Below are 14,845 nucleotides of genomic sequence, written 5' to 3'. Positions count from 1 at the left end.
CTGCTGCATGAAAGGAATAACAAGGTATAATAGAACTAGAAATTTTGAGGTGGCTAAATGAAAAAATCAATTGGAATTATTATAGCATGTTGTATCTTTATCCTTTCTATTATAAGCATTGTCTATTCTAGTTGGTCGAATCATACTAGAGAAGCAAAAATCTCTAATGGGCAAATAAATCTTGCATCTGTATCGTTTAATAATAAAGATATCATTCACTTAAACGGTGAATGGGAATTTTATAAAAATCAACTGATTACTCCCATTCCAAATAAGGATATATTTGGATCGTATGAGAGGGAATTAAGATATGTCCCCGGATTATGGAATGATAATAAGAGTAAGGATCCTTTTATTGCGGGGACTTATCGAATTACCATTACCGTTCCTAAAGATGGCTTATTTGGTGTTAAAATAAATGATGTTAATCATGCAAGTAAGTTGTTTATCAATGGGCTGGAAGCAGGAGAAAGTGGCAACCCATCGAAAGCGAAATCAGATTATCGCCCATATATTCGAAATTATATCGGAATAGGCAGGAGTGAAAACCAAAAGATTGAGGTAGTTATTCAAGTGGCTAGTCATTATAATCCCACACGAGGTGGAGTAGTACAGTCAATTGAATTTGGAACAGCAACACAAGTATTGAATAGTAGAGAAAGTGACAGAATAGTCGACACTTTATTAATAGGCGGTTATTTAGTACTGGGTATTTTTTACCTTTTCACCTTTTTTTACCTATTTAAGGATATGCACCAATTATATTTTAGTCTTTTTTGCATCATGCAAGGCATGTATTTAGCTTTTGTAAATGAAAAAATAATAGAGTCTTTTATTCTTAATTTAAATATATATTTTTTGACCAATATACAGCTATTGTTATTCCACAGTGCCTTGCTTTTCTTTTTATGGTTTATACATGGATGCTTTGAGGAGTACTCTAAACAAAAAATTATCCAAGTGATAAGCATCCTGCTTATACTCAATGGATTACTATATGGTATTCCTGGTCTTAATAGTATTTTATTGGGATTCTTGCCTCTTTCTTATCAACAAGTAATGATTGTTCTATTCTTATCACCATCCTATATATATATAGGGATAATTTTAATAAAGGCACTTAAGAATAAATCAGAGGGGTCTCAGTTTCTCATAGTCATCATGACAACGTTTATCAGTTATGGTTTTATGCTTGGAGTAAACTTTCTTTTTGATATAGAAATGGGTGTGCTTCCACTTGTGCTGTTTTTATTTATGACCATAAGTCTGGCGTTATTTATGGGACTACGATTTTATCAGGCTTTTATTAAAATAGAAAAACTATCAGAGAGTCTGCAAGTACAGGATAAATTGAAGGATGAGTTTCTAATAAAAACTTCTCATGAACTTAGAACTCCTTTGAATGGAATTTTAAATTTATCTAGGCTGATGCTAGAGGGCAAGGAAGGACCACTTTCTATAAAGCATCAGGAGAGCCTAGCACTGATCCATAATGTTGGGAAGCGTTTAGCAAATTTAGTGGAAGATTTATTAAATGCTTCTGATATAAAAACAAATAATATTGCATTATTCCCAAAAAGTTTAAATTTAAAAATAATAGATGAAGTCATAAAAGAGATGTATCTTTTGGTTCCTGTAAATAAAAATATTACGATTTCCAACAAGATAAATGCCCATCTGCCCAATGTGTATGTCGATGAGGCTAGGCTTATCCAAATTTTTTATAACTTAATTTCGAATGCTATTAAGTACACGGACAATGGTGAAATCACTATCACGGCAGATGTCATTAATAATAAAATGGAAATCACTGTTACGGATACAGGAATGGGAATAAAAGAAGAAGAGCTAGAGCAAATTTTTACGACATTTTACCAAAGTGAAAGAACAATCAACCGAGGAACAGATGGACTGGGATTAGGGCTGGCTATTACGAAGCAGCTGGTCTTAAAATCCGGTGGCGAAATTTTTGTGAAATCAAAAGTGGGACAGGGCTCTCAATTTTCCTTTACCCTTCCTTTAGCTAGTACAGGGGAGAAATTGCCAGTTGAAACACTAGTCCGTCCAGAGGAGTCTATCGTTAAATCTCAAGAAAACAAGGAAAAGTTACAACTTCCGCTGCCTTTAATCGAAAATGGCAAAAGTCCTTATACCATACTTGTTGTCGATGATGAACATGCAAATTTAAAAGTGGTTGTTAATCTGTTAAAACTGCTTAACCATAGTATAATTGCAGTAGATAATGGAAACATGGCATTGGAAATAATCAAAGAAAGAAAAATAGATTTATTGGTGGCAGATTTAATGATGCCCGAAATAAATGGCTATGACCTCTGTAACATCATTCGAGAAGAATATCATTTAGTCGAATTACCAATTTTAATTTTAACGGCTTCAGGGCAAATAGCAGATTTAACAAAGTCCTTTATCAGAGGAGCCAATGATTTTTTGCGAAAACCTATTGAGCCAGAAGAATTAAATGCAAGAGTGACATCGCTTTTAACGATGAAAAATGCCGCAGAACAGGCGGTAAACAATGAACTTAATTACTTTTATGCCCAAATAAAACCACACTTTTTATTTAACACATTAAATAGTATCATCGGTTTAAGTTATAGGGACATGGAAAGAGCCAGAGAAGGGTTATATCATTTATCCACTTATTTCCGCGGAAAACTTGATTTATATCGAAAACCAACCCTGATCTCTATACAAGAAGAAATGGAATTGGTTCAGGCATATCTAGCAATTGAACAATTGCGCTTTGGCGAAGACTTACAGGTGAAGTTTGATATAGAAGAAGATATTCAGATGGAAATTCCGGCCTTAACTATTCAGCCTCTTGTCGAAAATGCAGTTCAGCACGGATTTTCTTACAAGAAAAAAGGTGTGATTTCTATCATAATAAAAAGAGTGGAACCAAAAATAGTTAACATTATTATAAGTGATAATGGAAAAGGAATGAACGAAGAGTCAAGGAATAGGTTATTTCAAGGTAAGAGTAATGGGATGGGCTTCTCCAACGCTTTAAAGAAGCTGAAACTGCTTAAAAACTCAAAACTCTTACTCGAGTCTACAGAACATCAGGGTACTAAAATAATCATCATACTTCCAGAGGTGAGAAGGAATGAGGGTCATAATAATTGATGATGAAAAGTGGGCGATCGAAGTATTAGTACGCCAACTTAATAGATTAACGAATGTAAATATTGTGAAGACATTTACCAATCCGCTTGAAGCCTATCAGGAGCTACCGAAATTAAATGTGGATGTAGTTTTTCTTGATATTGAAATGGGAGAAGTGGATGGTCTAGAATTTGCAGCAAAGCTACTCGCTTTGCCAACCCACATGGATATCATCTTCGTTACTGCCTATAATCAGTATGCGTTAGATGCATTTGAAGTAAATGCAATAGATTATCTAATAAAACCTGTCACTATTGCTAGATTGAAAAAAACTTTTGATAAACTGCATATTTATGGACGAGCAGATTCACAAGTTTTAACTGATAAGAAACAGAGATCCCTATATGCAAACGTGATGGGAGGATTTCAGCTGCTTGATCAGGATGAAAGTGTTGTGAAGTGGCGGACCAAAAAGGTTAAGGAGCTGTTTATTTATCTTTGGCAGCACAAGGGGATATTAGTGCATAAGACAAAAATTATTGACAACTTGTGGACAGATATTCCTGTAGATAAATCTTTAACACTATTGCACACTTCTATCTATCAATTAAGGAAAACACTCAAAACATTAGGATTAGAAAATCCTATCGTCTATTTAAATGATCATTATAAATTTGATTGCCTCATTGAAAGTGATATAGATCGGTTATCAGAGATTTTTGCCAAAAAAGTGGTATCAGAGGAAATGTTAGAAGAAGTTCTCTCTCTATATAAAGGTGATTACTTGGAGGAAGAAAATTTCGAATGGGCGATTGGGAGACAACAACAAATAAAATCCCAGTTTGTAAATTTTTTAGATCAATATATTGAGAGAGAAATTGATCATGCAAAAAAATCAAGCAGTATTATAAAATCTTTAGAAAAATTAGTAGAGCTGGAGCCATATAATGAAAAATATCTCGCATATGCGATTAGATATTTGGGGGAACAAGAAAGTAAGCAGGAGCTAATTCACTTCTTTGAATATTTTCAAGAAAAGTGGTCGAGTGATCTAGATTTGCATTTACCCAAAGAATTATTTGATTTGTATCAGCAATATATAGTGAAACTTTAGAAAAAGAGGGTGTCCCAAATGGATGGGATATCCTCTTTTTTTGTTCAGAATTTGTTCAGAAGGTATTGATACTCTATATAAAGCTTTAGATAGACAAATAAAAATCAATACAAGTCTTTTACGAGTTTGTTATTCCTAAATAAGAATCAAAGCTAAGCTTGAATATTTGTTTATCTAGCAATCATATTTTGAAAGGAGAAAATAGGTTGAAGAGGATAAGTATTAGTTTTCTACTGTTTGTTTTTATTATGCAAACGGTAATGAGCAGCATTCTTTTACCTTCATCAGTATTAGCAATAGAATTGGATGATAATCCGCTAATAGATGTGAATCTATTGGATGAACAAGGGAATGCTGTCAATCTAGCAAATAAAATTACATTAGACTCCAAACTGGATTTGAAATATCAATGGTCTCTTGCTGATATCGATGTATCAGAGGGTAAAGCATTATCATTTCAAATACCTTCAGAGCTAACAGTGACTGAAGAGAAGCAGGGACCATTAGTAACAAGTGATAATCAATCAGTTGGAGAATATAGTATCACCACCCAAGGGATTGTCACTCTCCATATTAACGCAGAGGAAGAAACTACAGAGGCTTATAACGGATTGCTTTCTGTACCAGTAAAGCTAAATGCAGAAAAGATAAAGGGTGACGAGAAGTCTCTCTCTATTCCATTTACTTTAAGGGAAGGAAGTAAAGTTATTGAGGTTGGTTTAGAATCTATCCAAAGCCAAGAAGAAAAGGATAGCTCAGGTCAGGAGAAAGCTCCTGAAACAGAAGAAGCGTTAAAAGAAGAGCAACCTAGTGATAGTGGTCAACAAGAAAAGGATATAACTGATTTACCACTAGAAAATGAAAGAAAAGAAGTAAATATAAGGGAAATTAAAAGTTCAAATATAGAAGAGAACATCCTTGTAAAAGCAGAGCTTACTTACGAGGATGAGAATGGAAACAATCTAGAAAGGCCTAATAAGAACTCCTACATTGGTGTTGATTATACGTGGAAACTTCAAAATGGCCATGGTTATAAGGATGGGGCTACCTTCACGTTTACATTACCTGAGGAGCTAGAGGTTTATAATATAGTAGATAAAGAGGAAATACGATTCAATAATCAAGTTATTGGTCATTTTTCGGTAGCGGAAAATGGAACAGCAACTATTGTATTTAATGAATTTATTGAACAATATTCTAATATAGAAGGCACGCTTAAAGTATGGACAAAGTTAAGTGAAGAGCTTGTTGTCAATGAAGAAAAAACAGTCACTATTACACCTATTAAAGACAGCAACTCAATAAAGATTCCCATTGAATACACTCCGAATGGACCAACAGTGACAAAAAGCGGGCTCGCAAATAAAGCATATAATGCTAATAGCATTTCATGGACGGTTGATTTTAATAAATCTTTAGAAAATCTGGAGAATGTTGTTTTAAGTGATCCCATTCAAACAGGCCAAGAATTAAAAGCTGGTTCTATAAAATTATTTCATTTTAATACAAAATTGAATGGTCAAATGACGTTAGGGGATGAAGTAGATCCATCCTTATATGAAATAGGAAAAGCAGAGGATAACAAAGATTTCACTATTAAGTTTAAAAATACAATAGGAACAGCTTATCGATTAGTTTATGAAACTACTATTACAGATGAAAATCAGAAGAAATTTGATAATAAAGCCATCCTTCTTTCAAATAATAATCCGAAGGGTGAAGCAGCAGCATCTGTAAGTGTAAATAGAGGAAGTCATCTAGAGAAAAGTTCGACTGGCTATGATGCAGATAAGCAAAGCATTAGTTGGGAAATCAAATATAATTACAACGAAAAAGCAATTAAGAAGGATCAAGCTATTTTAAAAGATCTATTTACAAATAGTCAATCCTTAATGAAGGAATCATTGAAGATTTACAATGTCACAATAGATGAAGACGGCAAAGAAAGTGTGGGAGAAGAAATTCCCGCATCATCATACACGCTACAAGAAATAAACGAAGATAATAAAAATGGGTTCAAGTTAAGTTTTAACAACGATATCAAGACAGCTTACAAAATAGTATATCAGACTAAAGCGATTGACCGTGTATTTGAGGGAGAAACGATTAAAAATACAGTTATATCCCCAAATGAAACAAAAGAGGCTTCAAGGAATATTGGGCAGCGTATTTTATTTAAATCGCATGGAACACCTAATTACAAAGATAAGAGTATTGACTGGACCATAACATTTAATCACGATCAGTATGAGATGAACAGTGTTAATTTAGACGATATATTTGTAAATGAGGGACTGACTTTAGACAAGGAAAGTCTAGTTATTAAGAGTGGAGAAAATACATTAGAGTTAGGCACAGACTATAAGCTTGTTGAAACAAGTGATGCAAAATTTTCTATTGAATTTTTGCACAAGATTGATCGCATGACGACGATAAAATACAAGACAACTTTTGACTATGAAACTCGACTAGAAAAAACACATTATTACCTTGAAAATAAGGGTATTTTGACATGGATCGATGAAAATGGAGAGGAAGCGAACAAAGAAGTAGTATCTAGATTTACTCCGGACAGTTTTACTCAATCCAATGGCTTTAAAAATGGGAATTATGATGCAGTTACAAAAGAAATTACGTGGAACGTTGGGATAAATTATAATGAAAAGCTGCTGCGCAATGCGGTAGTAGAGGATTATATTTTAGGAAACCAGCGCTTAGTAGATAATTCCATTGAAGTCTTTAAAATGAATTTAACAGGTGGTTCCAATGGAATAGGGAAAGGGGAACTAGTTCCAAGTGAAGACTATTCTATATCCAACAAGGAAGATGAGAATGGTAATAAAGGATTTAGAATTGAATTTAAAGAGGAAATTCAATCCGCCTATTATATTACCTATAAAACTAGTTTAAAGGATTTAGCGTTAGTAAGTTCGAAATATGATAATAAAGCAGTTTTATATGATGGAGAAACAAAAGAAACCGAATTATCTGCATCTGTTAGTATCCCGCATGGTGGTACTTATATTACGAAGGATGGAACGCAATCCGGAAAACTAATTGATTGGAAAGTAAATATCAATTTTGCCCAATCTCAGATAATGAATGCGAGCATTGAGGATATTCCTAGTCCAAACCAAATGTTATTAAAGGACTCTTTTCACCTTTATTCAACTAATGTAGATTCGAAAGGGAATGTAACAAAGGGGGAAGAGCTGGTTCAAGGAAAGGACTATTCTCTTCAGCTTGAGGAAGATCCAAGTTCATTTAAACTAGTGTTTCTGAAAGAAATAAATGAACCTCATATACTTGAGTATCAGTCATATATCCAGGCGAATGTAAATGATGCAGTTAGTAATGATGTTTCTATTACAGGAGAAAACATCGAACCAGGGCAAATCTCGTCCACAGAGAAAGTTGTTATAGTCAAAAGAACAGCTGGTATGGGAGATGGAACTGGAGTGCTTGCAAACTTGAAAGTTGTTAAAATCGATGCAAGCAGTCAGGAAAAATTACAGGGAGCTGCTTTTTCACTTGTTGATAAGCAGAGTGGCATTACATTAAAAACAGCGGTCACTGATGACAAGGGAGAAATCCTTTTTGACAAACTGCTTTTTGGTGATTATGTCTTAAAAGAAGATAAAGCACCAGAAGGATATTTAGCAGGCATTAATGGAGAACAAAATATAACAATTGAAAAAGAGAATAGCGAAATAACGATAAAGAACCAAAAAATAATCAAAGCCGTACAGTTAACGAAAGTGGATATGGCCTCAACAGATACTACATTGGCTGGAGCTACTTTTAAGTTGTTGAAGAAGGTTGACGATAAGTTTGTTGAATTAGAAACATTGACAACAGATGGGGAAGGCAAGGTATTTAGAGACAACCTAGAGCCTGGAGAATACCAGTTTATAGAAACGAAAGCACCTAATGGATATGAGCTTAATGAGGAACCGATAGCTTTTACTATTAAGGAAGATCAAACGAAGGCGATAGAACTAGTAGCAAAAAATAAAAAACTCGGTTCTGTAGAGTTAACGAAACTAGATATGGATGACAAGCAAACGCCGTTAGCGAATGCTGTATTCCAGTTGTGGAAAGACGGGGAGCTTTTAACCTCGAATCTTACAACAGATGAAAAAGGGCTCCTTTTTGTAGAAAATCTTAAACCTGGATCTTATCAGTTTATAGAAACTACAGCACCTGATTATTATAAGCTGGATTCTAAGCCCATTGACTTTACGATTGAAGATGGTAAAACAGATCCAGTTAAGGTAACAGCCTATAATGAGTTAGTTGAGGGTTCCGTTGAATTAACAAAAGTGAATCAGGCTGATTCAAAGGAAGCATTAGCAGGAGCAGAGTTTGAACTCCGCAATGAAGCAGGGGAACTAATTGCGGAAAAACTAGTAACAGATAAATCTGGTAAAATAACGGTTGATCAATTAAAACCAGGAAAATATCAGTTTATAGAGGTAAAAGCACCAGCTGATTTCCAATTAAATAGTGAACCAATCAGCTTTACGATTTCCAAGAGTAAGACAGCAGCTGATGCAGAACAAGTAAAAGTGACAGCAGCAAATACGTTGATCCCAGGCTCTGTTGAACTGACAAAAGTAGAGAAGGATGATCATTCGATTGTTTTAGCAGATGCTGTATTTGAGCTGCAAGACAAAGATGGAAATATAATCAAGTCTGATCTTATAACAGATGAAGAAGGAAAAATTTTAGTAGAAAATCTGGTACCAGGCACTTATCAATTCATCGAAAAACAGGCTCCTTTTGGATATGTATTGGAGAAGGAACCAGTTATTTTCGAGATAGAAAGAGGGCAAACGGAAGTACTATCCATTCAAGTTGAAAATGAATTAATTCTTGGAGCGGTTGAACTTCTTAAAGTAGATGCGGATAATGATATGATGCCATTAAAGGACGCTGAATTTGAATTACAAGATCAAGAAGGTAATAGCATCAAAAGCGGACTAATCACCAATGAAGAAGGAAAAATATTCATTGATGGCTTAAAACCAGGCAACTATCAATTCGTTGAAACAAAACCGCCATTTGGCTATAAAAAAGTGGAAAGCCCAATTAGTTTTGTTATTGTTAAAGGACAAGAAAAACCACTATTGAAGGTAGTAACGAATGAACTAACATTGGGTTCAGTCGAATTAACAAAAATAGATGCGGACAATCACAATCTGGTCTTAGAAGGTGCGGAGTTTGAACTTCAAGATAAGGAAGGAAAAACGCTGCAAGAGGGATTAAAGACAAATGAAGAAGGGAAAATTCGCATTGACGGCTTAAAACCAGGCAGCTATCAATTGGTTGAAACGAAAGCGCCAGTTTACTATCAATTAAATGAAAAGCCAATAATTTTTACAATCGAAAAAGGACAAGAGAGAGCATTGGAAGTGACTGCCGAGAATAGCCTTATTACTGGATCGGTAGAATTAACGAAATTAGATGCTGATCAACAAGATCAATATTTAAGTGAAGCCGAGTTTGTCCTTCAGGATGATAACGGTCATATCTTGTTCGAAAAATTGGTAACAAATAAAGAAGGAAAAATTGTAGTAGAAAATTTAAAACCAGGAAATTACCAGTTTGTAGAAGTGAAGGCGCCGAAAGATTATGTTTTAAATAAGAAACCCGTAGCTTTCACTATTTCTAAAAGCGAAACAGCCGCAGATGTAAAAGTAGTAACCGTTTCTGCATTTAACGAACTAACACCAGGTTCAGTTGAGCTGACGAAAGTAGATGCAGACGATGAGAATCTTGTTTTAGAAGGAGCGGAGTTTGAACTTCAAGATACGGAAGAAAAAACACTGCAAGAAGGATTAAAAACAGATAAAGATGGAAAAATCTACATCGATGGCTTAAAACCAGGGAAGTATCAACTAGTAGAGACGAAAGCACCAACTTACTATCAATTAAGTAAAAAACCAATTGTTTTCACCATTGAAAGAGGACAGACGAAAGCATTGGAAATAACAGCTGAAAATAGTTTAATCACTGGTTCAGTGGAGTTAACAAAAGTAGATGCAGATGATAAGAACCTTCGTTTAGAAAACGCTGAGTTTTCGCTGCAGGATATCGAAGGTAATACGATACTAGGTAACTTAAAAACAAATAAAGATGGAAAACTTCTAATTGAAGGGATAAAGCCAGGCAAGTATCAGCTGGTAGAGACGAAAGCGCCAGTTTATTATCAACTAAACAATAACCCAATTGTCTTTACGATTGAAAAAGGGCAAGAACAGTTATTGGAAGTAAAAGCTGAAAATAGCTTGATAACTGGTTCAGTAGAATTAACAAAAGTAGATGCAGACGATAAGAACCTTGTTTTAGAAGGAGCGGAGTTTGAACTTCAAGATACAGAAGGAAAAACACTGCAAGAAGGGTTAAAGACAGATGAGGATGGAAAGATCCGAATCGAAGGCTTAAAACCAGGGAAGTATCAATTGGTAGAAACGAAAGCACCTGCTGACTATCAGTTAAACGGCAATCCGATTGTCTTCACGATTGAAAAAGGACAAGCGAAGCCATTGGAAGTAGTAGCGGAGAATAGCTTAATACCAGGTTCAGTAGAATTAACAAAAGTAGATGCGGACAATAAGAATCTTGTCCTAGAAGGGGCAGAATTTTCACTTCAAGATACAGAAGGGAAAGTACTGCAAGAAGGGTTAAAGACAGATAAGGATGGAAAAATCCGAATCGAAGGCTTAAAACCAGGGAAGTATCAATTGGTAGAAACGAAAGCACCAGCATACTACCAGTTAAACAGTGATCCGATTGTCTTCACAATTGAAAAAGGACAAGAAAAACAATTAGAAATAACGGCCGAGAACAGTTTAATTACTAGTTCAGTAGAATTAACGAAGGTAGATGCTGATCAACAAGAGCAATATCTGAGTGGGGCTGAGTTTGTCCTTCAAGATGATAAAGGCAATATCCTGTTTGAGAATTTAGTAACAAATGAATCAGGTAAAATCCTAGTTGAAAATTTAAAACCAGGAAATTATCAGTTTGTAGAAGTAAAGGCACCAAAAAATTATAATTTAAATAAAAAGCCTGTTCCTTTTACAATCTCAAAAAGCAGTACAGCAGCAGAAGTAAAGAAAGTGACAGTTATAGCAACAAATGAATTAACACCAGGAGCAGTAGAGTTAACAAAAGTAGATGCAGATAAGAACGATCTTGTTATTGGAGGAGCAGAGTTTGCGCTTCAAGATATGGAAGGGAAAAACCTTCTAGAAGGGTTAATAACAGATAAGGATGGGAAAATCCACATCGATGGCTTAAAGCCAGGGAAGTATCAATTGGTGGAAACGAAAGCACCAGCTTACTATCAGTTAAACAGCGATCCGATTGTCTTCACGATTGAAAAAGGGCAAGGGAAGACATTGGAAGTGAAGGCCGAGAATAGCTTAATACCTGGTTCGGTGGAACTAACAAAAGTGGATGCCGATCAACAAAACTTACCATTAAGTAATGCGGAATTTGTGCTGAAAGATAGCCAAGGGAATGTTTTAATCGAAGGCTTAGTGACAAATAAAGCAGGTAAAATTCTGGTAGAAAATTTAAAACCAGGTGATTATCAGTTTGTGGAAGTGAAAGCGCCGAAAAACTATGATTTAAATAAGCAGCCAATCCCTTTTACTATCTCCAAGAGTAAAACATTAGCTGATGTAAAAATGGTACCAATCACAGCAACTAATGAATTAACAGCAGGAGCAGTGAAATTAACAAAAGTTGATGCAGATGACAAAAACCTTGTCTTAGAAGGGGCGGAGTTTGAACTTCAAGATACAGAAGGGAAAGTACTCCAAGAAAGCTTAAAGACTGATGAGGATGGAAAAATCCTTATCGAAGGTTTAAAATCAGGGAAGTATCAATTGGTAGAAACGAAAGCACCAGCTTACTATCAATTGAACAGTGAGCCGATTACCTTTACCATTGAAAAAGGGCAAGCAAAAGCATTGGAAGTAGTAGCCGAGAATAGCTTAATACCAGGTTCGGTAGAATTAACGAAAGTTGATGCAGATGACAAAAACCTTGTCTTAGAAGGAGCGGAGTTTGTTCTTCAAGATATAGAAGGGAAAGTACTCCAAGAAGGCTTAAAGACAGATAAGGATGGAAAAATCCGCATCGAAGGCTTAAAACCAGGGAAGTATCAAATGGTAGAAACGAAAGCACCAGCTTACTACCAGTTAAATAGTGATCCGATTGACTTCACTATCGAAAAAGGACAGGCGAAGACATTAGAACTTATGGTCACTAATAAGTTAATACTGGGAAGTGCAATAGTGAAGAAGGTGGACGAGAAAACAAATCAACCATTAGAAAATGCACATTTCAAGTTAACTGATAAACAAGGTAATATCATCATGGAAGAGGGAATTAGCGGGAGAGATGGCAGTTTAGAATTAATAGATTTATTGCCTGGTGAATATCTCTTATTTGAAACGAAAGCACCTAATGGCTATAAGAAGTTATCAGAGCCAATCATGTTTGAAATTACCAAAGGGCAGCAAGAACCAATTGTTGTTAAAGTAGCAAACGAAAAGATAGTTTCCGGAGAACAGAAACCAACGAAAGAGTCTGACGATGAGAGTGGTACTAAAGGGGAAGATTCTTCTGGTTCGAAAAATAACCCTGGAAAGACGCTTCCTGATACAGCAACAAGTTACTTCAATTACATTTTAGCAGGAGTGCTCTTAATAGGTTTTTCTGTTTTAATTAGAATTAGAAAAAGAGGAAATTAAGAAACAGAAATCTACTATCTTCAACGTAAGCTAATAATAGAGAAAGCAGCTGAATTGTCAGCTGCTTTTTTTAGTGTGCTAGAGATAGCAACCATCTAGTCGATGTAAGTTCTCTTTAGTGGGATTCCTTCTGTGCTATTTTCCCGACACTCGATTTCATAGGAGTAATTAATACCCATTAATTACTTTTATAAAGATATATCCTCTTATTCGTTTTAATAGGTTTTTAGAGGGAATCGGTAGAATGTCCCTTAATAGGAAGCTATTTTTGCTTTGGATAGTCGAACATTACTAAAAGCGATTCCTCCTAATATTAAGGCAACACCGATCCATTGCAGCATGCCAACCTGTTCTCCTAAAACGAGTGCAGACATCGAGACAGCTACAGGAAGCTCAGAAGCTGTTAAGATAGTGCCAAGTCCCGGTCCAATTTGTGGCATTCCAATAGAATAGAGCAGAGGCGGAAGAACTGCACCGAAAACTCCAAGCAGCAATCCATATGGTGCTACCCCTATTAACGTAGAGAAATCCATTAAATAAACCGGTGGAAATACTAGAAAAACAACGAATAAGCCACCTACGGAAAGAAGGCCGCTCTTTAGGAGAGGAGCAGTGTTCTTTCCGACAGATCCGCTAAGAAAAATAAAAGTAGCAAAGGTGAAGGCAGAAAGTAATCCCCAACCGGCACCTTGCCAGGAAATATCCATGCCCCCTTCTAAAGAAATGCCTCCTGCGAGAACAGAGCCGAATAGAAGAATAATAATCGAGATGACCTTCTCCTTTGTAGGCTTTTTCTTATAAATAACCATTTCGAAAAGCGTGCCAATCCAAACAAATTGAAACAGTAAAATAATTGCAAGGGAAGCATTTATTGTTTGTAAGGATTGATAATAGAAAATTCCTGTCATCCCAAACGGAATACCAGATAATAAGAGTTTAATAGCTTGCATGAACGTTACTTTATATTTCTTTGTAAGTAATACAAGAATCCATGTAATGGCTGTACCAAATAAATATTGTGCACCTGTTACTTCAGCTGCCGAAAATCCAGCAGCATAGGCAAGTTTAACAAATGTAGACAAAATTCCGTAACAGCAGCCACCTAAAAAAACGATTAAAGCATAATTCCATTTTGCCAAAATAAATTTCCTCCTTTTCAACATAAAAAGCCACACAATTGTCAAAAGACAATCGTGTGGCGAAAATAGAGTTTCCTCTAGAAAAATCCACGTCCTACATCAGGTTTTATTATTACATTCCTCATTTATTATAAGAACAAGCCTGCTCGTTGTCAAAGGGTTAGAAAGAGAAAAAGAGGATAAGTTCTAGCGTGGGCATTTAACTAAGGATAAAAACAAGAAACATGTTAAGAGAAAAATTCAAAATAATCTTTTTTAGCTAAAAAGGGAAACGGAAGAACTTCTCTTGCTTCCCTTTATGAAATGTATGTGAATTAGTACACAAATAAGGTTTTTTCGAATCTATGTGGAGTACAATAAGGGGAGAAAAAGAATTTGAGGAGTGAATTGAAATGTGTTCTGATGATCAAGCGTTTTCAGGTGTTGATGGAATTGTAAATGAGCTTCATGTAAATCAGGTACAGAATACTAATTTCTATGGAGCGGGAGGGGATTATTCAAATGGGATACATCTGCAAGTGCAGCTAAGTTCCAAGCAATATTCAAATCTATTAAAATACGGATACTCAGGTAAAAAGAACAATGTCTATTTCGCAGTAAGATCGAATAATCATGTCCATCTCTATGCGGCTTCTACAGAAGATATTAACAAACTTTTAGAAGTGATCAGTAATTAAGGGAAGCAGAAGGAGGGTTCT

The 14,845-nt window shown here is 35.4% G+C and carries 5 protein-coding genes; 4 read left to right on the top strand and 1 reads right to left on the bottom strand.

Features of this window, described 5'->3' with window-relative positions; translation table 11 throughout:
* Positions 1 to 57 precede the first annotated feature (57 nt).
* From BCI01S_RS08895 to BCI01S_RS08885, 3 genes are all read left to right on the top strand, one after another.
* Positions 58 to 3,147, top strand: a complete 3,090-nt coding sequence (locus BCI01S_RS08895; RefSeq protein WP_061798178.1) for an ATP-binding protein — start codon at positions 58 to 60, stop codon at positions 3,145 to 3,147.
* Positions 3,128 to 4,240 carry a response regulator gene (locus BCI01S_RS08890; RefSeq protein ID WP_061798176.1) on the top strand — a complete coding sequence of 371 codons (1,113 nt, stop codon included), beginning with the start codon at positions 3,128 to 3,130 and terminating at the stop codon, positions 4,238 to 4,240. Before BCI01S_RS08895 ends, BCI01S_RS08890 begins: the two co-directional genes overlap by 20 nt.
* Positions 4,241 to 4,446: 206 nt before the next feature.
* A complete protein-coding gene (locus BCI01S_RS08885; RefSeq protein WP_061798174.1) occupies positions 4,447 to 13,008 on the top strand; it encodes a SpaA isopeptide-forming pilin-related protein in 8,562 nt (2,853 codons plus the stop codon).
* 251 nt (positions 13,009 to 13,259) lie between these two features.
* Here BCI01S_RS08885 and BCI01S_RS08880 read toward each other — a convergent pair whose 3' ends face one another.
* Positions 13,260 to 14,147 carry an EamA family transporter gene (locus BCI01S_RS08880; protein WP_095259256.1) on the bottom strand — a complete coding sequence of 296 codons (888 nt, stop codon included), beginning with the start codon at positions 14,145 to 14,147 and terminating at the stop codon, positions 13,260 to 13,262.
* A 392-nt stretch (positions 14,148 to 14,539) separates the two neighbouring features.
* Between BCI01S_RS08880 and BCI01S_RS08875 the strand changes: the two genes are divergently transcribed.
* A complete protein-coding gene (locus BCI01S_RS08875; RefSeq protein ID WP_047942107.1) occupies positions 14,540 to 14,824 on the top strand; it encodes a hypothetical protein in 285 nt (94 codons plus the stop codon).
* The last annotated feature ends 21 nt before the right edge of the window (positions 14,825 to 14,845 follow it).

The organism is Niallia circulans NBRC 13626, assembly GCF_001591585.1.
Classification (GTDB): Bacteria; Bacillota; Bacilli; order Bacillales; family Cytobacillaceae; genus Niallia; species Niallia circulans.
The sequence above is the reverse complement of the archived record's forward strand: the minus strand, read 5'-3'. Positions and strand labels throughout refer to the sequence as shown.